A 23,942-nucleotide genomic window follows, 5' to 3' on the forward strand; every position below is an offset into this window, starting at 1 on the left:
AGCCATTTGGCTAATCATTTATTGGCTAATTAGCTGAATTATTAATTTGCTAGTTTGAGTATGCTAGAGTTAGTCAGGTTCAGATATATAGTGCCATCTATTATCTAAGTATCATGCTCAAAATTTTGGTGATTGAAGACGACGAATTAATCCGGGAAACTCTTCTGCAACTCCTGGAATCTCACAGCTACCGGGTCATTGCGGCGGAAAACGGTCGAGCTGGGGTGCAGATGGCACTTTCGGAGATACCGGATTTAATTTTGTGCGACGTGCAGATGCCGGAACTCGACGGTTATGACGTGTTGCGGACTCTGCGGCAAAACTCGCTGGCTGCAACAATTCCATTTATTTTCCTCACGGCTCAAAGTGACAAAACCGATTTTCGTCGGGGGATGGAATTGGGGGCAGACGATTACTTGACAAAGCCGTTTACCAAGGCTGAATTGCTAGGGGCCATTGCTTCTCGCGTCTTGAAACGGCAAACTATTACTCAACCGCTAACAGTCGCACTTCACCAAGCAGAAGCCAGACTCAAAGATTTAGTTAACGACTCCACCAAGGTTACAACCCTCTCTCCTGAAAAGTTTGCTCTCGAAGCTTTGTTGCGCCACGCTTTGGCACAAGGTGAGTTTCAGGTATACTATCAGCCACAAGTGAATATTGCTACCGGTCAAGTTATCGGCGCCGAAGCTTTAGTCCGCTGGCAAAATCCCGATCGAGGAATAATTTCTCCCTGCGAATTTATTCCCTTAGCAGAAGAAACAGGTTTAATTATTCAGATTGGCGAGTGGGTACTGCTTTCAGCTTGCGCTCAAGCCGCTAGTTGGCTGGCGGCGGGGTTTTCGCCATTTACAATATCAGTAAACTTGTCGGCCCGGCAGTTGTCTGACCCGGAACTCAAGGCGCGAATCGTCCAAATATTGGAAACTACAGGTTTAGAGCCTGCTAATTTAGAATTAGAAATGACCGAAAGCGCTTTGGTGGAAAATGCGACAGTAGCAGGCGCTACTTTAAACCAACTAAAAGCTCTAGGAATTCGGATTGCTATTGACGACTTCGGTACCGGTTACGCTACTTTAGGATATCTTAAGCAATTTGCTTTTGACAGTTTAAAGATCGATCGAATTTTCGTCCGTAATGCCAACGAAGATACTCAAAATGCTGCTATTACTACAGCAGTAATTTTACTGGGTCACAGTTTGAATATGACTGTAATTGCTGAGGGAGTGGAAACAGAAGCAGAACTAGATTTTTTGAAACAACATCAGTGCGATATCATGCAGGGGTATCTGTTCAGTCGCCCCGAACCAGCAGCAATAATTGAAAGTATGTTGGTTGCCGACCCGAGTTTGTTCGCGCCGCCCCCAGCAGCAGCACCTGGTCGCGTTGTCCCTTTTGTACCTGTGTCCGAACCCGAAAAATCTAAAAACCTTTCAATGTCGGGTCTAGGAATAGTGTAAGTGTCACTAAGATTTCTGTTTTATAGGGTAAAATTATTTCTTTTACCTTCTATTTTCTGCATAAAAGTTGGCGCTTCCTCGTAAAAAGTTGTAGCTTTTGATGATAGGCGAATCCAAGAAGGAGATTGTTCCTCATATTGCTCTACTGCTTCCCCTTTTATGCGCTCGGCGCCCCTAATTGGACTATTTGAGAAAGTGTGGCGTGTTGAAATTGCGAGCCTTTATCAAGTTGCAGGAGGTAAACTCAATTAAGTTCCTACTTTGGGACTGGCAGTTTCAAGAACTGTCCAACTGGAATTGGTGCAAGCCTGTCATGGAAAGAATATTAGTGGTTGACGACGAAGCAGACTGTCAAACAGTCTTAGCAATGTACCTGGAAAGTCAAGGATATCGGGTGGAATGCGCTAATTCAGGGGTTGAGGCGCTCTCGATTTTTGAAAATGCCCCCCCAGATTTGGTAATTTCAGATGTCATGATGCCGGAAATGGACGGGTTTGAGTTTTGTCGCCGTTTGCGAACTACCCGTTTGGGACAGTTAGTTCCCTTTATATTTTTGTCGGGTCAAGGCGAGTTGGAGTCAAAAGTTGAAGGTCATTCGATCGGCGCTGACGATTATCTGGTAAAACCTTTTCAGTCTGAAGAAATCTTAGCTAAGGTAAAGGCGCAGTTAGAGCGCTCTCACCGCATTCACGCCGAGATTGTCCGACTGCTTCAAACTTCTAGCGGTAGGGCGGTGGAACCACAATTGGTGGCAGTATTGCCAGCACCTGCACCTTTGCCTTTAACACCAGCCGAGGAAAGAGTTTTTTGGGAGGTTATCCAGGGTTATACTAACAAACAAATTAGCGATCGGCTGTTTATTAGCCCCCGGACTGTGCAAGCTCATTTAGGCAGCATTTTCAGTAAATTACAGTTAGAAAATCGTGCCCAGCTTGTGAGATTTGCCCTAGAAAGAGGATACAAACCACCTCAAACTTAGCTCGGATATCAACTTAGGGTGCGCCAGCCAGCCAGTCAGTCGATTTTAGATTTTAGATTTTAGATTTTAGATTTATTCCACAGATTCATCTGGGAGCTAGAACTTTAGTCTAAAATTTTGATCTTTCCACAACTTCAGTGGGAAACTTGTATCCGTTTTTGGGCGGGAGCAAAAACTCCCGTAGCTGCCCAAAAAAGGAGGCTGACGCACTCAGCAAGCAGATTATTCCACATTCAAAACACAATAAGGAAAATTATTTATAACGCAAACCCCTGGCCCCAAATTCGTACCTCGCAAGTTGGCACGTTCCAAATCAGCCTGCCGCACGTTATTGGCCGCATCAATATTTGTCCCGGTCAATTGAGCCCCAGGAAGCCTAGTATTTGACAAAATAGCATTCTGCAAATTAGTATCGCGCACATCCGCGAAAGACATATCGGCTCCGCTTAAGTTTGCACGATGCAAATTAACTCTAAACAACAGCGAACGTCTCAAATCGGCATTCGACAAATTAGCTTGCAGCAGATAAGCTTCCCCCAGATTCGCATTAAAAAGTTTAGCACCGCGCAAATCCGCACTCGTCAGATTCGCTCGCCCCAAAAAAGCATTAGACAAATCCGCATTTCGCAGATTAGCACCATTCAATTCAGCACCGTACATCTCGGCATTAACTAAGTTAGCATTTGCCAAATTAGCATCACTTAAATTCGCTTCTAGCAAATTAGCTTCATAGAGATTTGCTCCGCTTAAATCGGCTCCTCTTAAATTAGCTCTGTACAAGCTAGCCTTGAACAAATCAGCATTTCTCAAGTCACAACCTTCGCACTCTTTAGTTTCCAGCAATTGCCTAACATGATCGGGATTTTGAGCCTTAACGGGAGCTGCCAGCCCAAACAAAGCTAAACTTGCCGTTACAGTTGCCAAGATTTTAAGTTTCACAAACAAACCTCACTGCTACTTCAAACAAATTATACTAGCAAACTGTAGACTTTAAACCCATATCCTTCTCTCTTTTCTCTTCCTCTGCGTTCTCTGCGCCCTCTGCGGTAAATCCCCAAAAAACCTATTCGCAGCCAAGGATTTAGACCAGATTCCAGCAAGGCGGGCAAAGCCCGCCCTACTTAACTTAATTAAGCTTCATCTAAAGCAGCAACACCAGGCAATTCCTTACCTTCTAGCAGCTCCAAACTAGCACCGCCACCAGTGGAAATGTGGCTCATTTGTTCACCTAAATTCAACTGTTCCACAGCCGCCACCGAGTCACCACCACCGATAATTGTGGTAGTACCAGTTTTAGTAAGTCCAGCCAAAGAATGAGCGATACCTTCAGTTCCTACAGCAAACTTCTCCATCTCAAACACGCCCATAGGCCCGTTCCAGATCACCGTTTTGCAATCGGCCAAAGCATCTTGGAAAGTTTTTACTGAATCCGGCCCGATATCCAAACCCATCCAACCGTCGGGGATGCTTTCAACAGAGACAGTTTGAGTGTTAGCATCAGCAGCAAACTTGTCAGCAACTACCACATCAGTAGGTAACAGAAAAGCAACTCCCCGTTCTTTCGCCTTAGCTTCCAAAGACTTAGCCAGATCCAGCTTGTCATCTTCCACCAAAGACTTGCCAACGTTCAAGCCGCGAGCTTTGTAGAAGGTGAAAACCATGCCACCGCCCAACAGCAGTTTGTCGCACTTTTCGAGCAGTTTTTCGATGACTCCAATCTTGCTGGAAACCTTAGAACCGCCGATTATAGCAGCTAAAGGACGCTGAGGATTGTCGATCGCACTGCCGAGATATTGCAGTTCCTTCTCCATCAAAAACCCAGCCACAGAAGGACTCAGATACTTAGTAACGCCCTCAGTAGAAGCGTGAGCCCGGTGAGCCGTACCAAAAGCATCATTGACATACAAATCGGCCACAGAAGCTAACTTCTTAGCAAATTCCGGGTCGTTGGCCTCCTCCTCTGGGTAGAAGCGGACATTTTCCAGCAACAGCACATCGCCATCTTGCATCCCGGCGACTGTAGCAGCGACTTCATCACCGATGCAGTCGTCAGTCTTTTTGACCTCTTTGCCCAACAATTCCGACAGGCGTTTCGCAACCGGCGTCAAGCGCAACTTCTCCGTCACACCCTTGGGACGGCCGAAGTGGCTGCACAAAATCACCTTAGCGCCCTTGGACGCTAAATCTTGAATTGTCGGCAGAGCCGCCCGGATGCGAGTATCATCGGTGATATTGCCGTTGTCGAGCGGCACGTTAAAGTCCGCCCGCACCAATACCCGTTTGCCCGATAAGTCCGATGCCGATAAATTTGCTACAGTTTTTTTTGTCACAGGATTAACCTCCTAATATGTGTGTTTTTGTCGAATTCCGTTGAAATGGCGGCACTGGTCACTTGCACTTGGGCCTCGGACGCATTCAACCGCGTCCGTACAAAAAACGGAAGATGAAACAAACGGCACTGATTGGCTCAACGTAAACATTTTATCGGAGTCCGCGTCCCGGAGATGCGCAGTATGTTCAAGACTGTCTTATTTCCTGTAGATCAAAGCCGAGAAGCCCGCGAAGCTGCCGAAAAGGTGGTCAATATCGTGAAAACCTACGCCTCTCGCTTAGTTATTCTCTCGGTAGTCGAGCCCCCAGCCGAGGAGGCCGACGCCCCCGCGCGAGAGGTGATGACTTCCCCCGAAGCAGTCGCCAAACTTCTTTCTGAGGCCCAATCGATGTTTTCCCAGCAGGGAATTGAAGCTGAAATCATCGAACGGGAAGGCAAACCTGCTTTCACGATTTGCGATGTGGCTGACGAAATTGGGGCCGATTTGATTGTGATGGGCTGTCGGGGGATGGGTTTAACCGATGATGGGGCGTCTGACAGCGTTACCAATCGGGTGATCAATCTGTCTCCTTGTGCAGTTTTGATTGTGCCTTAGTCAGTTGTCAGTTGACAGTTGACTGTTGGCAGTTGACTGTTGGCAGTTGACGGTTGTCATTCAAGAACTAACAACTAACAACTAACCAATAACAACAGTCAACAGTCAACTAACCAATAACAACTAACCAATAACAATAACAATAGTCAACAGTTAACAGTCAACAGTCAACTAACTAATGAAAATTCAATGGTACCCCGGTCACATTGCCAAAGCTGAACGGGCATTAAAAGAACAGCTAAAGCGGGTAGATGTGGTGCTCGAAGTCCGAGATGCCCGCATTCCATTGGCTACTTTTCACCCCCAAATGCCGAGCTGGGTGGGCGGCAAGGCGCGAGTCTTGGTCATCAACCGCATGGATATGATTACGCCTCGATCGCGCGAGGCGTGGGAAACATGGTTTGAGGCCCAGGGGGAAACTGCGTATTTTACTAATGCCGAGCACGGTCAAGGAGTAGACGCTGTGGCTGATGCCGTGCAGAATGCTGGGGTGCAGCTAAATAAAAGAAGGTTCGATCGAGGTATGCTGCCCCGTCCAGTCCGTGCAGTGGTGATGGGCTTTCCCAATGTGGGAAAATCTGCTCTAATTAATCGGCTGTTAGGGCGGAGAGTGGTGGACAGTGCCCGCAGAGCTGGAGTAACTAAATCGCTCCGATGGATTCGCATTTCTGATGAAATTGAATTATTAGACGCGCCTGGAGTGATCCCAACCCGAATTAACAATCAAGAAAATGCCATAAAATTAGCTATTTGCGAAGATATTGGCGAAGCAGCTTACGACAATCAGGTAGTAGCAGCAGCGATGGTAGATTTGCTCCGAGGGCTGCAAGCGGCTGATGACACGTTGATATCACTATCGGGTTTCAAATCCAGGTATAAATTAGATCCAGCCTCTAGTAATGGTGAAGATTATTTGCACGAGGTCGCAAAAGACAAGTATAAAGGAGATGTCGAACGAACGGCGCGGCAGATGTTAAACGATTTTAGAACTGGTGTTTTGGGTCAACTTTCTTTGGAGTTGCCGCCGACTTGATCAGACTCGTAACCTACAACTAATCAGAAATGGTATTCAATAGAGAGTTGCTGACGCTGAGAATGTGAACTTCGTCTCCTATGTGTAATATTTTTTCGGCTGCTTGAGGTGCGAGTCGCGTGTTAACTATCAGCCGACTAAAGTGATTTAAATGCCCTTTTTTTACCAAGTCAGGCATGATTTCCTTCTGCTTGGCTGTTAGTATATTTTTAAAATTGGGTTCGCCTGCTTTCGCCCCATACTTTCGCGTAGATAGGATACAGGGCTGACCGGGATGAATAGCTTCAAATATTACTGTTCCTATTTTAAACCTCACAATTTCATCGGATTGTGAGAAAAGTTGGTCTTCCCAAAAAGCCGGGACATCTCCTATTTCAATATTAGCTCGCAAGCGATGGCGCATCTCGTTAACGCAAACTCTCGGAAACCAAGATGCAACTTCGGCAATTGTTTCGGTACTGATAATGCTTGGCCCTGGTGCAGCGGTATTGTGGGGAAAACCTGTCAGCAAGTTTTCAATTAACTTGACGGGGAAACCGAAGTAGTTGCTCAACCAAGATTCTATTCCCGGGCGTTCTCTATCTACATGAAAAAATATTTCTTGTTCGGTGCCTTGAATTTTCAGACCGGCAATTCTCTTTTTGATATCAAAGGATAAGCGTAGAAAACGGACTCCGCTGTTGTGCTTAGTGTTAACCAATTCTCCTGCTGCATCGCAGATTGCAAAAGAGCGATCGCCTTCTAGAGCTCCGCTGGCTAGAATAGTTGCTTGACTGACTGCTATGCCGTCAAGGGACTTGACCGGATAGATATGAATGCTGGCGACGTAGGACATTTCGAGCCATTGATAAATAATTGTCGTTTTAGATACATTCTAGCATCCCCTGCCTGCAGAAGGATGACCGCAGTTGGCTTTACTAAATAAAATATGAATGAAATAAAAATGGGTCGCTTTTTTGAAGTTTACATTGTGCCGGAGTACCTTGTAAAGAAAAATCAAAGAAGTCTGACTTAGCTTGTGGTATATATTATGCTATAAAATAGAAAAACTTCAACAATGGAACCGAGTTATAAGCAATGACTGAAAGCGGAAAAAAAGGCATGATTTCGAGACGTAATTTAATGTTGAAGGCTGGTGCAGGGATGCTGGCGGCAAGCTTTGCACCTGCGTTTTTACAAGCCGAAGCAGCAAAGGCGGAGGCAATCTCTGAGCTTACTCCTAGCAGTGCTCTTAAGAAATTAATGGAGGGGAATCAACGCTACATGGAGCAAAAACGGACATTTCCCGACCAAGCTCGATCGCGAATTGTAGAAGTAGCAAAGGGTCAACATCCGTTTGCAACCATCCTGGCTTGTTCTGATTCGCGCGTTGCTCCCGAAATTATTTTCGACCAAGGATTGGGGGATTTATTTGATATCCGAATAGCTGGCAATTTTCTCGACGATGTGGTTCTCGGAAATATAGAATATGCGACCTTAGAATTAGGCGTACCACTATTAGTAATTCTGGGTCACGAACGCTGCGGTGCTGTCAAAGCAGCTTTAGATGGCAAAGCTGTGCCGGGTCACATTAGCACTTTGGTGGCGGCGATTAAACCGGCAGTTGATTCGACCAAAGGTCAAACAGGCGATGCCTGGGATAACGCAGTCAGAGCTAATGTGAAAATGAATGTAAATAAGTTACAATCCTCGTCGCCTATTTTAGCTGAAGCAGTCAAAGCGGGCAAGCTTAAAGTTGTTGGGGGCCGCTACGATTTGGATAGCGGCAAAGTAGAGATAATTGCTTGATTTTGCTGGTAATTTTCATAATTTGTAGGGTAGTGCCTTTCTTTGCCTACCCCTTGGGGAGCGAGGGGAAACCATCGGGGATTGCCCCTAAGAATTATTGGGTAACGATAAAGTAGATATGCAAGTTTAAAGTAAACCCATTTCTTGTAGTCCCCGGCGCAGGCGTTCTGCTTCAAAAGGGCGGCGCTGTTCGTGAAGGGCGATCGCTCTTTTAAATTCTGCTAAACTTTCTGGCATTTTGCCAATTTTCAGCAAGGCTACTGCCAAGTTTTGATGAGCTTCCGCGTGTTCGGGATCGATTTTTATCGCTTGTCGGTAATAGGCGATCGCATCTGCTAAATTTCCGGCTGCTTTCAGCGTCAGCCCTAAATTATAGTGACCTACTGCAAAATTGGGGTCAATTTTTAAAGCTGCTTTGTAAGCTTTTTCAGCAGATTTCAAATCACCTTCATCTTTAAACAAATTGCCCAAATTATTGTAAGCACCCAACTTGAGCGGCGGGAACACATTGGTATTAATTGCCGCTTGATAGTGTTCTTTTGCTTTGGCAAACTGCTGCTGCTGGCGATAAGCAATTCCCAAATGATAGTTCAGCTCGTAAACAATAGAATCATCAATGCCCTCGGCAGTCAAGCCTTTGGTTAATAAATTAATTCCCCGCCCAATTTGCCCGCTTTCTACATACAGCGCACCTAATTTGCTACAAGCATAAGCATCGTGGGGATAATAAGCTATATAGCGTTCCATTGCTGCTTGAGCTTTTTGGAATTTACTTTTTGCGGCGATCGCATCTTTTTGATAACCAGAGTGCCAAATCGCCACATCGGGGAGAGAAGCTATTTTCCATTGTGGTTCCCTCTGCAAAATCTCAGCCACGCTGTCGTCTACCATTGCGTGGTAAGGGCGAGAAAAGCGGATATCGAGGCGATTGCGAAACAAGCGCGACACTAGGGAATAGGGAGATTGAGAGGCACCGATTTCTTGGCGGATGAGATTGATTAGCAGCAGCCGATCGCTCGCAATTGCCTGCTTAATCTGAGGTAGAATCTCCGGTACCAAAACCTCATCGGCATCTAATACCAAAATCCAGTCGCCCTGGGCGTGCTTCAGACACTCGTTGCGCGCCGCTGCGAAGTCGTCGCACCATTCAAAGTCATAAACCCTCGCCCCGGATTCTCGGGCAATTTCACGGGTGCGATCGCCCGATCCCGTATCCACCACCACTATTTCGTCAACAACACCCTTAACGCTGTCCAAAGTCCGCGACAGTGTTGCCTCTTCATTCTTCACAATCATGCACAGAGTGAGATCCATCGGGCGCAAACTTTCCTCGTTTCACAAAATTATTGTAATTTTTTTACCAGTAAAACACAAACAGTCCCAGAAAAAATTCTCCTATTTCCTTGTGGTTTGAGCATAAGTACCTTTGTTCCCTAGAAAAAGCGGGTTAACTCTTTTGAGATATTAAAAAGCCTCAAACTCGGACGATTCATGAGAAATCCTACCACTTTCGGTTCATCCCTGCGGTAGAGGTAAGAGCGGGATAGGGGTTGTTATTCTTAGAACATAAGACAAGGCACAAGAAAAGTTTAAGTATTCAGGAGAAAAAGAAATGGGAATTATTGCTTGGATCGTTTTAGGACTGATTGCCGGTGCGCTAGCCAAAGCCATTTATCCGGGAACTCAAGGCGGTGGCTTTCTGGCAACAACAGGTTTAGGAATTTTGGGCGCCCTAGTGGGAGGTTATTTAGGTCAAGTCTTACTGGGGACGAGCGGGGGAGCATCCTTCGGAGCATTGACTCTACCCAGCATAGCTTTTGCAGTTGTAGGTGCGATCGTTCTACTTTTCATCTGGGGATTGTTAACTCAGCGTGCTGCATAACAAATATTGCCAATTTCCAGTCGATCGACTTTTAGGGTATTCATAAACCCGGTTTCTTCTAGAAACCGGGTTTTTCAGTTGTTTGTAGGATGCGTCAGCCTACTTTTACCAAATCCGGGTTAAAAACCCCTATCAGACTCAGCGCTTGCAACGGTTCAAGAGCAAAACTTTCGTCCGCACAGAGGGGGACTGAAGAATAAAGGGGTAAACATCCCGGACTTGATATTAATTAATCAATCCGCAAATTGAAAGGCAAGCGAACATAAACCCCCTGCGGGTCATTCATCGACTTGATCACAGCCAATTCATCTTGCATTTTCTTAAATTCGGCCGTTAGCGGGTCGAGTTTGGTGGCTGGTTTCAAAACGTGAACGCCGGAAATTTTTTCCAAAATTCGCTCCTCCAAAGTGCGGCGTTTTGGATATTCTTCCAACTTCCAATCGTCGCCGAGTTTAGCTTGTTTCGCCGCCTCTCTGACAGCATCTTCAAGCCCGCCAATTTCATCGACCAAACCCAACTGTTTCGCGGCCGTACCTGACCACACTCTGCCTTGAGCAATTTCTTGTACCTTGTTTTTCGGCAGTTTGCGGGAGTTGGCGACTTTAGTAATAAATCGATCGTAAATGCGATCGACTATCCTCTGAATATTCGCCAATTCTTGAGGATTTTTTGGACGGGAAACCGTGTTAGTATCCGCAAAGCGGGCGGTTTTCACCACGTCCCAAGTCAGGCCGTTGTTAGCAGCCAACTTTTCGGCGTTAAACAGCATTCCAAAAACGCCAATAGAACCGGTAATCGTATTGGGTTCGGCAAAAATGCGGTTGGAACCCATCGAAATCCAATAGCCGCCGGATGCTGCTAAATTGCCCATTGAAACAATAACTGGTTTCTTTTTCCCCGTCAGCATTACTTCGCGTGCAATTACTTCGGCCGCCGTCGCACTGCCTCCGGGACTGTTGACGCGCAAAACCACTGCTTTTACGTCGTCATCTTCTCGGATTTTCCGCATTGATTGAGCGATGCGATCGCCTCCTACTTGAGTCGATCCCCCTTCGCCGTCTACAATCTCTCCCTCTGCGTAAAGTATAGCAATTTGGTTTTTCTTGTCAGCGCGAGTTGAGTTTTTATTCTCAGCAACTTTGGCGTAGTTTTTCAAGCTAATTTGCTTGAAAGATTTGTTTTCGCGATCGGTTCCTGTAAGTTTTTTGAGTTCGGTCGATATTTCGTCAAAGTATACAACTTTATCAACTAACTTGTTTTTGAGAGCTTCGTCAGCCATTAAAGTTCCGCCATTATCTGCAATCGCTTGCAGTTGCGGAACAGTCACTTTGCGGCTCGGAGCGACAGTTTTCAGGTAGTCTCCCCACATATCTCCGAGCAACTTTTGAGTTTGCTGGCGATTTTCGGGACTCATTTTTGTGAGCAAAAACGGCTCAACGGCTGACTTGTATTTGCCGACGCGAGTCACTTGCACTCCCACGCCGTATTTTTCAAAAGCACCAGTCAAAAACATTGCCTGACTGCTAAAACCGTTGATTTCCAAAGCGCCGTAAGGATTGACGGCAATTGTATTAGCAACGGAACCGAGGTAATAATCTCGCTCATTCCAGTCCATCTGGTAAGCAAAAATGGGTTTTTTGGCATCTCGGAAACGCTGCAAGGCCGATCGAACTTCTTTGAGATTGGCAAACCCGCTGTTGCTCGAATTTGAGCTGCCTTCAAGATAAAGGCCAACGATTTTAGGGTCTTTTTTCGCATATTCGATCGTGTCTAAAACAGTCCGCAGCGTCACTGTATCGCCGGAATCTTCCGAAAGCACTTCTTCAATCGCCGCGCTAGTGCTACGGCTCGGTTTGCTGTCGGTGATATTTAAAGAAAGGTCTAATACCAATACAGACTTATCTTTAACTTGCGGGCCCGAATCTTTAGACGACGATGCCGCCATAGCAATTAGTAGTACCAGTCCCCCCAATCCGATGCTGCCCAGCAGCAGCAGTCCTAGGAAGGTTCCCAGTAAACTTGCACAGGTATATTTTAGGAAATCTTTCATTAGATAATTGGTAATTAGTTATTAGTCAATAGTCAATAGTCATTAGTCATTAGTTATAGCAAATCCGGTTAGAACGGAATAATACCGAGCGTGGGAGCTGGTCGCTCGCACTGCACTCGAAAAAATATTATTCCGATGCCAGCGCAAACGATATTATGGGTAATTCCTGCAACTAGGACTAAACAATTATTTCCTGTCGTAGTTATTAGCTAATGACTTTTGACTGCTGACTAATGACTTTTGACTGCTGACTCTCTTTTATCTTAACCTTTCCAAAACCCCAGAATGTTTTAACTCATCCAAATTACCGCAGCCCGTACAGAACATGACGGTGGCGATTTCTGCAATTAAAGCCTCAGCTAGGAGGGCTGCGGCTGATTCCGATTCCGCTGCAGCTTGCAGAAACGGCCGCGCCAGTCCCGCAATATCCGCGCCCAGGGCGATCGCCTTCGCTGCATCCAACCCATTCTGCAATCCTCCAGAGGCAATCAGAGGAACATCCGGCGCTACGGCGCGGGTGCTGACAATGCACTCGGCTGTTGGTATTCCCCAGTCGGCAAAGGTTGCGCCCAACCTGCGCTGCTTGCCATCTTTAGCTCGCTCTCCTTCTATTTTCGCCCAAGAAGTGCCTCCGGCCCCGGCAATGTCGATCGCACCTACCCCCGCAGCGAGCAATTTCTTTGCCATCTTTCCTGAAATACCGTTGCCGACTTCTTTAGCAATAACTGGTACTGGTAATTTAGCGCACAATTTGGCAATTTTATCTAGCAGTCCTTTAAAGTTAGTATCACCTTCGGTTTGGACGCACTCTTGCAGCGGATTGAGGTGCAAAAATAGTGCGTCTGCTTCTAAAATATCGACAATTTTTTGGCACTCTTCCAAACCGTAATTGTAGTTTAATTGAACTGCTCCGATATTGGCAAATAACAGAATATCGGGAGCGCGGCGACGGACTGCAAATGTAGGAGCTAGTTGAGGATTTTCTACAACGATTCGCTGGGAACCGACTCCCATTGCTAGTTTGTATTCTTGAGCGACATCAGCAAGGCGATAATTGATTGTCTGGGCTAATTCTGTGCCGCCTGTCATCGAGGAAATTAGCAGGGGAACGGCTAGTTTTTTGCCGATAAATGTGGAGGTTAAATCAATTTCAGTGCGATCGAGTTCTGGCAAACAGCAGTGTTCAAAACGGTAGCGTTCGAGGCCGCTGGTAGTTTCGCGAAATTGTACGTCTTCTTCGAGGCAGATCCGCAGGTGGTCTGCTTTGCGGGTTTCGGTTTGCGAGGGGGAGGTTAGCGGCAAGTTCACAGTTGCTATTTGGGGAAAGAGTTTTGATTTGGGAATATAGCAATTTTATTTCATTTTTGAATCTTTTTTAATGAACCGCAGAGAGCGCAGAGGGCACAGAGGAGAAGAAAAGAGAGATGTTCGCAAATCCTGTAGGGGTTGCTGTATTATCCAGGAACAGTAAGCGGCATTCCGTTATCTGAAGGTTTTAATTTTAGTAAAAAAGGAACTGCTTTTTGCACCCATGCTTTGGTTGATGTGTAATTGGCCGCATCTTCGCCGAAACAAATGTCCAGCATATCGGTGTGAATTATCCCCGGATTCAAAGGAACTGCTGCCATACCTGCGGGCAATTCTTGAGCGAGCGATCGCGTAAGTCCTTCTATTGCCCACTTAGAAGCGCAATAGGGCGCGACTTCCGGCGAAGTTGACCTTCCCCAACCAGAACTAAAGTTGACAATTGTGCCGCTTTTTCGAGACATCATTGCCGGGACAAAGTGACGAATTACATTAGCCGTACCTTTAATATTCACATCAATTACCTGGGAAAATTCTTCGTTACTGACATTCCAAAGAGGCGCGAGATGATTAGCTATACCTGCATTATTAATTAGCAAATCTGGTGGCTCATTTTTTGCCAGAATTTCTGTTGCCCAAGCTTTTACTCGATCGTCGTTGGTGACATCCAAACAAGTAAAATGCTGGGGCGCACTATATTTTTGTTGGAGTTTTTCCACCGCTTCGGCAGAACGGGCGCATCCCACAACTGTATGTCCCAATTCAATAAATTTTTCGGTCATGGCAAGACCTAGACCGCGACTGACTCCGGTAATTACAATTAATTTTGTCATAGATTTGCTCCAAGTTTGACATTAAGTAATACAATACATATTGACTGGTGAATTGACAAATCGATCGCAGGGAGAAAGCATGAAAGTAAAAGCAGCAGTTGCTCGCAGTGCCGGCAAACCTTTGAGTATTGAAACGGTGGATCTGGATGGGCCGCGGGCTGGAGAGGTGCTGGTGGAAATTAAAGCCACGGGTGTTTGTCACACTGATGCTTACACTCTTTCCGGTGCCGATCCTGAAGGCTTGTTTCCTGCTATCTTAGGCCACGAGGGAGCCGGGATTGTCGCAGAAGTTGGGGCGGGAGTCACGAGTGTCAAAGTGGGCGATCGGGTAATTCCTCTCTACATTCCTGAATGCCGCAACTGCGAATATTGTTTGAGCAAAAAAACCAATCTCTGTCAAGCAATTCGCGTGACTCAAGGCCAGGGAGTAATGCCCGACGGCACGAGCAGGTTTTCCATAGACGGGCAGAAACTTTACCATTACATGGGAACTTCTACGTTCGCTAATTATACAGTATTGCCGGAAATTGCAGTAGCAAAAATTCGCGAAGATGCTCCTTTTGATAAAGTTTGTTTAATCGGCTGCGGCGTTACAACTGGCATCGGCGCTGTCATTAATACTGCGAAAGTAGAGCCTGGTTCTAATGTGGTAGTTTTTGGTTTGGGCGGCGTGGGTTTGAATGTCATTCAAGCGGCTCGCATGGTGGGAGCTAACATGATTGTCGGCGTAGACTTGAATCCCGACAAGCGAGAGATGGCGGAAAAATTCGGCATGACTCACTTTGTCAATCCCCGCGAAGTGGAAGGCGATTTAGTGCCTTATTTGGTAGATTTAACCAAAGGCGGAGCTGATTACAGTTTTGAATGTATCGGCAACATTAATGTGATGCGCCAAGCTTTAGAATGCTGCCACAAAGGTTGGGGCGTGAGCGTAATTGTCGGGGTAGCGGGAGCCGGTCAAGAAATTAGCACCCGCCCGTTTCAGCTAGTAACTGGTAGGGTTTGGAAAGGGACGGCTTTTGGGGGGGCAAAAGGCAGAACTGATGTTCCTAAGATTGTTGATTGGTACATGGACGGTAAAATTGATATTGATAGTTTGGTATCTCGGGTAATGCCGATCGACAAAATCAATGAAGCCTTTGATTTAATGCACAAAGGCGAAGTAATTCGCACAGTGTTGACATTTTGAGTTTTTGAAGGAAGGAGGAAGAGGGAAGAAGGAAGACAGGACTTACAAAAAGTGGTTTTACGCGCTATCTCTAGCCGTAAGGTACACGGCTACACCCTACATAACTTCTCTTTTCTCTCTGCCTCTGCGTCCTCTGCGCCCTCTGCGGTTAATAAAAAATTTCCTTCACAAATGAAATAGAATTAATATGATATCAGAATCCCTAAAACTGCACAAAGAACAGAAAAGTTTCGGTGGCCAACTCGGCTTTTACAGTCATCAATCCTCTGCTTGCAACAGCGAGATGAAATTCGCTGTTTATCAGCCCCCGCAAGCTTTATCTCAACCCGTACCAGTTTTGTATTTTCTATCAGGTTTAACCTCCACGGAAGAAAACTTTATGGCAAAAGCGGGGGCGCAACAATTGGCGGCAAAATACGGGTTAATGCTGGTTGCGCCCGACACTAGCCCGCGCAATACTGGAATTCCTGGCGAAGATGACGATTGGGATTTAGGAAGTGGTGCGGGTTTTTATGTTGATGCGACAGCCGCACCTTGGAATGCTCACTATCGGATGTACAGTTATGTGGTTGATGAATTGCCCAATTTAATCGCCGAAAATTTTCCGGCGATACCGGAAAAACAGGGAATTTTCGGTCATTCTATGGGCGGACACGGGGCTTTAATTTGCGCTTTGAAAAAAGGATCTCGCTATCTTTCTGTTTCCGCTTTTGCGCCTATTTCGGCGCCAATGCGCTGCCCTTGGGGACAAAAAGCTTTTGCAAACTACCTCGGCAGCGACCAACAGATTTGGAGGGCTTGGGATGCTAGCGAATTGGTGCTTGAGGCGCAATACAACCGCCCGATTCTGATTGACTGCGGCACTGCTGATTCGTATCTTGCTGACGGGCAGTTGTTGCCGGAAGTGTTTGCGGAGGCTTGTGCAAAAGCGGGACAGCCACTAACTTTAAGGATGCAGGAAGGTTACGATCACAGCTATTATTTTATAGCTACTTTTATGGAGGAGCACATTCGCCATCACGCGGCTGTTTTGTGCGGGTAGTTCCTAGCAGGAAGCAGGCAAGATGCCTGCTCCACAACAACTGTTAGGTTGTGGCTGAGAACCGCTATCTAGAGGCTCTGCCTCGAATGCCTGCCATCAAATGTGGAGGCAGAGCCTCCTGATCTGCGTTACCAGGCAGAGCCTGGTAACGAGTGAACTCGCTTCTAGGATCGCAGGTATTTTCGGTTAATTAAGATTAATCGGAAATACCCATTCTTTATAATTGCTGTCGCGATTTTCGATAATCTCCGTCAGTTTGTCCAAAATCTTTTCGGTGATGGGTCGGTTTTGGGGCAAGTGATAGTTTTCCACTCGCTTAATAGGGGTAATTTTGGCTGCGGTTCCGCAGAGGAAAATCTCGTCTGCAATCAACAATTCTGATTTATCAACTGGTCTTTCTGTGACTTCAATTCCTAAGTCTCTAGCGATAGTTATAACGCTGTCTCTGGTAATTCCTTCGAGAATATCTTGCTCGAAACCGGGAGTAACTAATTTACCGTTTCTGGCGACAAATATGTTCATTCCTGAAGCTTCGCTGACTTTTCCTTGAGAATTCATCATAATTGCTTCGTCGAAGCCGGATTCTACTGCTTCTGTTTTAGCTAATGCTGAGGTGATGTAAGCGCCGCTAATTTTACCTCTTAAGGGCAAACTGCGGTCTTCTTGGCGGTACCAAGAGCTAATTCTACAGTTGACTCCTTCTTTGGGTAAATAGTCTGAAAGTTCTAATCCGTAGACAAAAAAGTCTGTTTCTACGTTGTGCAGTCGCGGGGCAATTCCTAAACTTGATGTGTAGATAAAAGGGCGGATATAAAATGATTTGGTTGGTTGGTTTTTCTGGACAAAATCAATGATTATTTGTTGGATTTTGCTGGCTGGTAAATCGCAGTGAAGGAAGCTGGCACTTTGACTTAATCTTTGACAGTGGCGGTCTAATCTAAATAGCAATATTCGATCGGCATTTTGGGGGTCGGGAATTCCCCGCAACCCGCCTAAGACTCCGGTTCCGTAGTGCAGTGCGTGGGTGGCTATGGAAATTTTGGCGTCGGTAAAGGGGAGAAATTGGTTTTGAAAGTAGGCAATTGGTAGAAAACTATCCATGATTCAAGCTGGCGATGAGTTTGGCAGTCCGCTAGGAAAGCTGAATTTGGTTATATTACCATAAGTTATACCATTTGAGATTTGAGATTGAGAATGGCTGATTTGATAAGGGTTTGAAGCTTGCTTACAGTTGGATTTTTTTAGACTGGTATTATTCTTTTGTTGTTAGATCGATTGATAAAATAATATCAAAAGCCGTCTATTAGGTTGATAATTGTTTGGGGAAAGAGTGCGATCCTCTTCGAGGGCTTCGCTAACGACTACAAACAAAAATCAACCAAGGGGCAACTATGGCACGTAAATGTTTCATCATCGAAATGGGGATGGGGGTAGACCAGCACGGGCAGGAACCGACTGTAGCCTGTGCAAGGGCTGTACGAAATGCGATCGCCCATAATGCTCTCCTAGGCGTCTGGGAAGTGGCAGGTTTGACTGACCCCAATCAGATGATTGTTGAGGTTAAGGTGGCTGTTCCTTACCCGGAACAAGTGCGGGAACAGGAGGTGTTGGCGGTGCTCCCTTTTGGCAGCAAAACTCTGATTGTGGAGCAAGGAGGCATGATTGTGCCAGGAAGGGCGATCGCATCTCTGAATGATAAAAATGATGAAATGCTAATCGCTGTGGCGGCTGTGACTGTTTTTGTGGAAACTGAGGGCTAATTAATTTTGTGTAGTTTGAATAAATCGCCCGATCGCACTTGGTTGTTTCCGCGATCGGGCGATCGTACGCCTGTCTGTTAAAAAATGATTAATTTAGGCTAAGTTGTAGGGTGCCCCGGAGATATGGCATGAAATATCGTAGAAAATCTGAGCCTATGAGGCACGCTATAACTTAGTCTGTTCAAGGGTAAGGTTTATTTGCGCCTACCTAATTAATTTTGAAGTTTTAATGGATAATTTTTAATTTCTCAGGCGGCCGGGTATGTAAGCAATCCAGCAAAACCCTAGGATTAATAACAGCCACGTCGCTGTAATATTGCTGCCCAACAAGCTGCGGAGAAAATCTTCCATTGTTCTCAAAAATTATAGAGTTTAAAAGTTTAAAAGAATCTATTGCTGTTCCCTCTCCGATCGGCAAAGGTAGAGTGCGATTGGCTTTTAGGCGATCGCACTCTACCTCCTCTACCTCCTATTGGGGCTGGCTGGTATCTGCCAACATTTGGTTAACCATTTGCAAGTGCGCCTGAAGGTTCGGCAACTTCTGGGTGGCCCAAGCCTTCAAGTCGGGATCTTGTCCCTGTTGAGATTGAGCCTGAAACAAAGCAATAGCCTGATTGTGGCTCTCGATCATAGCCTGCTTGTAAGCAGTGTCAAAACTTGTACCGGAGAGTCCCGAAAGTCGCTCCATCAAAGCTGTGTTCTGGCTGCTCATTTCGGTTGGCAGTTTTACGCCTTTTTGCATTGCTACCTGCATCAGTTCTTGATTAGCCTGGGTGTGTTCCTCAACCATTTCTTGCCCGTATTGTTTCACACCAGCACTAGAACCGCGCTGCACTGCCAGTCTGCCGAGCTCCACTTCGAGCATACCAAGTTGACCTGCTTGCATGACAAAGTTTCTGTCTTGGCTGCTGAGAGAATTAGGCGAAGTTTCGCCACCTGTTGGAGTGTTGGGAGAACGGCTGGGAGTGTTGTTGATGGGGCTATTTGGAGAACGGCCGGGAGTGTTGTTGGTGGGGCTATTTGGAGTGTTGGGAGAACGGCCGGGAGTGTTGTTGGTGGGGCTATTTGGAGTGTTGGGAGAACCGCCAGGATTGTTGTTGTTAGGATCTGTAACAGAAGGTCCCGGAGAATTAGGATCGTTTAAGTCGCTATCAGCAAGCTCAAAAACTCGATCGCCCGACTGGTTGAAGCCGTGAGTCTGGCGGTTTAATTCTGCGAATCCCGGCACAGCTATCAAGGAACTAACGCCGGCAATTCCGGCAACTGTTACCAATTTTTTGAACAAACTTTTGCGATTGAGTGAAGTCATGAATTTCTAAGCCTCTAAGTTGTTTTCAAAAGTACGTGAAGCGAAGCTATCCCGTAGGGAATCGCCCAAAACTACCGATGGGAGGGTGTGCTGCCTTTCCGAAACAAGTTGATCAAACCAAAGGCACCCAAGGCACCCAGCCACCCGAAATTGTTGGGGCTATCGCGCCGAGCACTCAAAACTCCAGAATTAGTATCAGCCGGCGTCGATGTGGTATCGGTTGTACCGGTTGTACCAGTTGTACCAGTGCCTGTCGTACCGGTTGTACCGGTTGTACCAGTGCCTGTCGTACCGGTTGTACCGGTTGTACCCGTGCCTGTCGTACCGGTTGTACCGGTTGTGCCGGTGCCTGTCGTACCGGTTGTACCGGTTGTGCCGATGCCTGTCGTACCGGTTGTACCGGTTGTACCAGTGCCTGTCGTACCGGTTGTACCGGTTGTACCCGTGCCTGTCGTATCGGTTGTACCGGTTGTACCCGTGCCACTTGTACCCGTTGTGCCCGTGCCTGTCGTATCGGCTGTACCGCTTGTACCCGTGCCTGTGGTATCGGTTGTGCCCGTTGTACCCGTGCCTGTGGTATCGGTTGTACCGCTTGTGCCCGTGCCTGTGGTATCGGTTGTACCGCTTGTGCCCGTGCCTGTGGTATCGGTTGTACCGGTTGTATCCGTGCCAGTCGTACCGCTTGTACCGGTTGTATCCGTGCCAGTCGTACCGCTTGTACCGGTTGTATCCGTGCCAGTCGTACCGGTTGTACCGCTGGTGCCAGTGCCAGTCGTACCGCTTGTACCGCTTGTACCCGTACCAGTCGTACCGCTTGTACCGGCGCCTGTGGTATCAGTCGTACCGCTTGTGCCAGTCGTACCGCTTGTGCCAGTCGTACCGCTTGTGCCAGTCGTACCGCTTGTGCCACTGCCGACGCTACCGCCTGCACCGCCGCCTGCACCGCCTCCAGCACCGCCCGACTGGGCAGAAGCAGGCACTGGGAAGGAAACCGTTGCTAAACCTAAAGTACAAACGCTTGCTAAAACAGCTTTCAACAATTTAGAAGATTTCATGGTAATGCTTGCTTTTACATAGAGTCTTGCGATCGCTTGTGATGCCAAAACCGTAGGGTCAAATTGACAGCGTAACGTGCAAATTTTCTAACCTTCGCTGCGGAATAATGAAGGTAAGGGAGCAAATTTAGTCCCGTTCCCTCGATTATTTTTACCTGAGTAATTACACCGCCGCGTTAACAGTTTATAAGCTATTACGTATGCTTCAAGTTCGCCATTCATCTTTAGGAAGATTTGACCAAATGGCTTTTTATTTCAGGTGGTGGATGAAATTTGATTGAGCGGCAGACTAGCTCAATCAAAATTTGTGTACGGGGGATAAAAATCGGGTCGATCTGAAAAATTTTGGGTTGAGTAACGAGACATATACGCATCAACCGGGTTTCTGAGACAAGCGCGCGGTTCTTCCTATAAATTTTCTCCGGCGGCTGGTGCTTTGAGAGAGAAATTATTGATTTTCTCACCGTCAATTTTGGGTTGGGCCTACGCCATAGGAGTTAGTTTAAAAATTTTTTGAGCGCTATTTTTCCTTAACTTGCTGCTGGCAATTTGGGCGCTGACAGAATACCGCTCAAACTTTCCCCGAAACTAAATTATCTCAAAACGCCCGATCGACCGTTTTGATTCGCCAAAACACCTGCGACCGCGCAACAGCAGGGCTTTGGACTGGATTTTGACTAGCCTAAAATAGGAAGGCGAACTGAGGGCTATCCAAGTCGAGCCCGCACGAGATTACATTAACCACCGGCGGCGCACTCGTCAGAATTGCTTGAGAGTGCGATCGGCTAAACTCTGATATAGTAAAGCCCAAACTATGCCAGATAGCGCTTATTTCCTAACACATTTTACAAGCAGACATCAAGTATGCTGTATCGAATTATTGCCAGAATTGGCTATCTAATGTTCATCGCTTTTTCTAAATTCGCAAGTGAAAAAGCCGAAATCAGATTAATGACTGTTTCAGAAAAGAAATTACCCAAACACGGCTGAACCCGCAACGGCAAGTCAATTGCCTAAGCCGTTCAAAAAAAAATTAATATTACATCTGTCGTCGGTATGAAAAAAATGCGGTTTAAAACAGGCTTTTAGAGAGAGGAAAGGAGTGGGTTCTAGTATATAAGATTTAATTTGTGTTTAATAATTAGAGGTCATTATGCCAGAACAACAATTTGATACCTTACCTTCAGAAGCACAAGAACTCCCCCAAGGAGCGAAACAAATTTTTCAGGCGGCTTTTAAGAGCGCTAGTGAAGATGGAATGAGCGCCGATGGTGCTACTAGCGTTGCTTGGAACAGCGTAAAATCTGAATACGTTCAAGGCGAAGGTGGCACGTGGCATCACAAGGGCGACGATACTAACCAAACCCGCAAATCTGTACAGTCTGGTGGCAATTAGTTATCAGCCATCAGTAATATCGTGTCCGCTAACATAACCCCTATCCGTTGTTTAGTGAGGACTTCATTCCTCAAATTTTGAGGAGAACCAAGAGTCCTCACTACCAACCAATTGCAGTGACTTTATTCTAGCGGGCATGATATCATCAGTAATTAGCAATGTACTCATCAGTTGTGGTTAATGCTTGAGGTTGATAGCTGTGGGAATCGCGGCGGTACACCCGTTAATGCAGCCTGTTAAGAGGCTGGCCCATATCCCATTGCAACTCGGCTAAAACGAGCAAGCTAAATACCATTACGGTTCCCGTAAATAGGAAATACCAACCGCCCGTGTAAGGCAAAATCAAAATCCCCAACAGGTGTAATAAACTTGCTGCTAAAAGCGCGCGCGATCGCACTGCAAATCCAGTCCCCAAATACCCTATTCCGCTCATTCCCAACCACAGGGGACAGAGATTCGCCAACAGTTTTCCCCAACTGAGAAAAATTGCTAAATCGGTCAGCAACAATCCTAATAACATTAGTATTACCCAACCGTAAAGCACCCAAATCAGGCGTTCTATTTTGACCCAAGAGTATGTCATGCTTACCATTGCTGCTGTACCTACGAGGCTGAGCGCTGACCACAAAGCAGCTTGCAGTATCCAACTCACAGAAAAAAATTGTGCTGTGCCGAAAATGGGTATTAACAGCAAGCTCCACAGCAAGCAAGTTCGATCGAGACAAGTATAAAATTGTGAATAAAATCGGTCTTTGCCAAGGGGAAACTGAACCTGCCAAAGCCCTTCTAAATCTTGAACATCAATGTTAATCTGTTTCCGGCGCAGAGGCGGAACTGAATAATTAAAAAAGGTCATATCTGACAATATAAAAATTTACCATCATTTGCTTAGATACTATCTCACCAGCAATCGCTATATAATTGCAATCTGTCAATCGGATTAATCTAGTTAATTTGATAATCTGTCGGCAGTAATAGTTATTCGAGCGCACGAGATAAAACAGGAAGAGAGAGATTGCAGAGTTTGATAAAATAGCTCTTGCGACAGATGGCTGGGATATTAGTTATTCGATACTTTTAAAATAGTCAACTTTGTTACAGAATTTATGCTCACTTCATCCCATCCTCTGAAACAGGTATTCCACTGCCCGGAAGAATCGGATTTTTACGCGCACTGCTTGGAAAGTTTAGTGTTAAATGCTAGTGACAATTCTCGACTTATCGTAGAGTTTGGTTCAGGAGAGGGAAGTCCAGTTATTAAGTCTTTGCTGAGAAGTGATTTTGATGGGACAATACAGGGATTTGAGCTAAATAATGTAGCTTGGAAAATTGCTCAGTCTCAAATTAAGGAATATCAACTGAGCGAAAAATATACTGTCAACAATTGCTCTTTTTTTGATTCGCCTTTATACGAGTCGGCGGATTGTGTCATCTCAAATCCCCCTTACTTGCCGGCGGTGGATGATAAGATTTACCAGCCGCTGTTGCACGGCGGGAGTGATGGTTCGACAATTGCTAAGAAACTTTTATCTTTGGGCTGCGATGAAGTTTTGCTGATGGTTTCTAGCTATTCTAATCCTGTGGGTTTGATCGATTATGCCTTGGATCGAGGCTACTCGGTTGCGAATTTTGAAATTGCACCTTTAACTTTTGGCTATTATAGTTCGGAACCGAAGGTGAAAAGTGCGATCGCCACTCTCAGAGAACAGGGAATGGCTTTTTATTCCGAAAATATCTATCTGCTGGCTGGAGTTTTGTTTAAGAAGCACCAAAAGTCGCAAAGAGATTTGTCGATCGAGCTCATTCAGTTAATGACAGCATTTTAAAATACAGCGGTGCCTCTGAGATGTTGCACCATTGTCAGCAACAGGCAAGATTGTCAGCAACAGGCAAGATGCCTGTTCCACAAAGAGTGTATTTCTTGTGGAACAGGC

At 46.1% G+C, this 23,942-nt stretch carries 22 protein-coding genes; 11 read left to right on the plus strand and 11 right to left on the minus strand.

What is annotated here, in order from left to right; all coding sequences use genetic code 11:
- The first annotated feature begins 113 nt into the window (after positions 1-113).
- Both NDI35_RS14350 and NDI35_RS14355 read left to right on the plus strand, forming a co-directional pair.
- On the plus strand, positions 114-1,460 hold the full coding sequence (locus tag NDI35_RS14350; RefSeq protein ID WP_445313322.1) for an EAL domain-containing response regulator: 1,347 nt from the start codon (positions 114-116) through the stop codon (positions 1,458-1,460).
- A gap of 202 nt (positions 1,461-1,662) precedes the next feature.
- Entirely contained in the window at positions 1,663-2,439 is a 777-nt protein-coding gene (locus NDI35_RS14355; protein WP_445313323.1) for a response regulator, read from the plus strand.
- A 222-nt stretch (positions 2,440-2,661) separates the two neighbouring features.
- On the opposite strand, the gene NDI35_RS14360 is transcribed toward NDI35_RS14355, so the two are convergent.
- A complete protein-coding gene (locus NDI35_RS14360) occupies positions 2,662-3,378 on the minus strand; it encodes a pentapeptide repeat-containing protein (RefSeq protein ID WP_445313324.1) in 717 nt (238 codons plus the stop codon).
- A 191-nt stretch (positions 3,379-3,569) separates the two neighbouring features.
- Positions 3,570-4,769: a phosphoglycerate kinase gene (locus NDI35_RS14365; protein ID WP_445313325.1), complete on the minus strand. Its 1,200-nt coding sequence runs from the start codon at positions 4,767-4,769 to the stop codon at positions 3,570-3,572.
- A 183-nt stretch (positions 4,770-4,952) separates the two neighbouring features.
- Between NDI35_RS14365 and NDI35_RS14370 the strand changes: the two genes are divergently transcribed.
- Entirely contained in the window at positions 4,953-5,366 is a 414-nt protein-coding gene (locus NDI35_RS14370) for a universal stress protein (protein WP_333045478.1), read from the plus strand.
- Between the two features lie 178 nt (positions 5,367-5,544).
- Entirely contained in the window at positions 5,545-6,399 is an 855-nt protein-coding gene (ylqF, locus tag NDI35_RS14375; protein WP_445313326.1) for a ribosome biogenesis GTPase YlqF, read from the plus strand.
- Positions 6,400-6,418: 19 nt separating this feature from the next.
- Here ylqF and NDI35_RS14380 read toward each other — a convergent pair whose 3' ends face one another.
- Complete coding sequence (locus NDI35_RS14380; protein ID WP_445313327.1) at positions 6,419-7,234, minus strand: MOSC domain-containing protein; 816 nt, start codon at positions 7,232-7,234, stop codon at positions 6,419-6,421.
- A 242-nt stretch (positions 7,235-7,476) separates the two neighbouring features.
- On the opposite strand from NDI35_RS14380, the gene NDI35_RS14385 reads away from it, so the two are divergent.
- Positions 7,477-8,187, plus strand: coding sequence for a carbonic anhydrase (locus NDI35_RS14385; RefSeq protein ID WP_445313328.1), 711 nt, complete (start codon positions 7,477-7,479; stop codon positions 8,185-8,187).
- Between the two features lie 126 nt (positions 8,188-8,313).
- Here NDI35_RS14385 and NDI35_RS14390 read toward each other — a convergent pair whose 3' ends face one another.
- Positions 8,314-9,501, minus strand: coding sequence for a glycosyltransferase family 2 protein (locus NDI35_RS14390; RefSeq protein ID WP_445313329.1), 1,188 nt, complete (start codon positions 9,499-9,501; stop codon positions 8,314-8,316).
- A 298-nt stretch (positions 9,502-9,799) separates the two neighbouring features.
- Here NDI35_RS14390 and NDI35_RS14395 point away from each other — a divergent pair, with 298 nt between their 5' ends.
- The gene (locus NDI35_RS14395) at positions 9,800-10,069 is read left to right on the plus strand and encodes a GlsB/YeaQ/YmgE family stress response membrane protein (RefSeq protein ID WP_333254469.1); all 270 of its coding nucleotides are present in this window, start codon (positions 9,800-9,802) and stop codon (positions 10,067-10,069) included.
- A gap of 229 nt (positions 10,070-10,298) precedes the next feature.
- Here NDI35_RS14395 and sppA read toward each other — a convergent pair whose 3' ends face one another.
- The 3 genes from sppA to NDI35_RS14410 all read right to left on the minus strand — a co-directional run bounded on the left by sppA (position 10,299) and on the right by NDI35_RS14410 (position 14,257).
- The gene (gene sppA, locus NDI35_RS14400; RefSeq protein WP_445313330.1) at positions 10,299-12,119 is read right to left on the minus strand and encodes a signal peptide peptidase SppA; all 1,821 of its coding nucleotides are present in this window, start codon (positions 12,117-12,119) and stop codon (positions 10,299-10,301) included.
- A 258-nt stretch (positions 12,120-12,377) separates the two neighbouring features.
- Positions 12,378-13,427, minus strand: coding sequence for a type 2 isopentenyl-diphosphate Delta-isomerase (gene fni / locus NDI35_RS14405; protein ID WP_445313331.1), 1,050 nt, complete (start codon positions 13,425-13,427; stop codon positions 12,378-12,380).
- 146 nt (positions 13,428-13,573) lie between these two features.
- On the minus strand, positions 13,574-14,257 hold the full coding sequence (locus NDI35_RS14410) for an SDR family oxidoreductase (RefSeq protein ID WP_445313332.1): 684 nt from the start codon (positions 14,255-14,257) through the stop codon (positions 13,574-13,576).
- 79 nt (positions 14,258-14,336) lie between these two features.
- On the opposite strand from NDI35_RS14410, the gene NDI35_RS14415 reads away from it, so the two are divergent.
- Both NDI35_RS14415 and fghA read left to right on the plus strand, forming a co-directional pair.
- Positions 14,337-15,446, plus strand: a complete 1,110-nt coding sequence (locus tag NDI35_RS14415) for an S-(hydroxymethyl)glutathione dehydrogenase/class III alcohol dehydrogenase (protein ID WP_445313370.1) — start codon at positions 14,337-14,339, stop codon at positions 15,444-15,446.
- Positions 15,447-15,633: 187 nt separating this feature from the next.
- Entirely contained in the window at positions 15,634-16,488 is an 855-nt protein-coding gene (gene fghA, locus NDI35_RS14420; protein WP_445313333.1) for an S-formylglutathione hydrolase, read from the plus strand.
- Between the two features lie 186 nt (positions 16,489-16,674).
- Here fghA and NDI35_RS14425 read toward each other — a convergent pair whose 3' ends face one another.
- A complete protein-coding gene (locus NDI35_RS14425) occupies positions 16,675-17,589 on the minus strand; it encodes a branched-chain amino acid transaminase (RefSeq protein WP_445313334.1) in 915 nt (304 codons plus the stop codon).
- 290 nt (positions 17,590-17,879) lie between these two features.
- Between NDI35_RS14425 and NDI35_RS14430 the strand changes: the two genes are divergently transcribed.
- Positions 17,880-18,248 carry a Lin0512 family protein gene (locus NDI35_RS14430; RefSeq protein WP_445313335.1) on the plus strand — a complete coding sequence of 123 codons (369 nt, stop codon included), beginning with the start codon at positions 17,880-17,882 and terminating at the stop codon, positions 18,246-18,248.
- A 469-nt stretch (positions 18,249-18,717) separates the two neighbouring features.
- Here the strand turns inward: NDI35_RS14430 and NDI35_RS14435 are convergent, their stop codons facing one another.
- Both NDI35_RS14435 and NDI35_RS14440 read right to left on the minus strand, forming a co-directional pair.
- Positions 18,718-19,557, minus strand: coding sequence for a DUF4142 domain-containing protein (locus NDI35_RS14435; RefSeq protein WP_445313336.1), 840 nt, complete (start codon positions 19,555-19,557; stop codon positions 18,718-18,720).
- Positions 19,558-19,628: 71 nt separating this feature from the next.
- Positions 19,629-20,612 (minus strand): hypothetical protein, encoded by a 984-nt coding sequence (locus NDI35_RS14440; protein WP_445313337.1) that lies wholly within the window; start codon positions 20,610-20,612, stop codon positions 19,629-19,631.
- 1,153 nt (positions 20,613-21,765) lie between these two features.
- Between NDI35_RS14440 and NDI35_RS14445 the strand changes: the two genes are divergently transcribed.
- Entirely contained in the window at positions 21,766-22,008 is a 243-nt protein-coding gene (locus tag NDI35_RS14445; RefSeq protein WP_190662935.1) for a ChaB family protein, read from the plus strand.
- A 223-nt stretch (positions 22,009-22,231) separates the two neighbouring features.
- Here NDI35_RS14445 and NDI35_RS14450 read toward each other — a convergent pair whose 3' ends face one another.
- A complete protein-coding gene (locus NDI35_RS14450; RefSeq protein ID WP_445313338.1) occupies positions 22,232-22,864 on the minus strand; it encodes a hypothetical protein in 633 nt (210 codons plus the stop codon).
- A 250-nt stretch (positions 22,865-23,114) separates the two neighbouring features.
- On the opposite strand from NDI35_RS14450, the gene NDI35_RS14455 reads away from it, so the two are divergent.
- Entirely contained in the window at positions 23,115-23,834 is a 720-nt protein-coding gene (locus NDI35_RS14455) for a class I SAM-dependent methyltransferase (protein ID WP_333037411.1), read from the plus strand.
- Positions 23,835-23,942: the final 108 nt, after the last annotated feature.

The organism is Microcoleus vaginatus FACHB-2002 (genome assembly GCF_040004035.1).
GTDB lineage: Bacteria > Cyanobacteriota > Cyanobacteriia > Cyanobacteriales > Microcoleaceae > Microcoleus > Microcoleus vaginatus_C.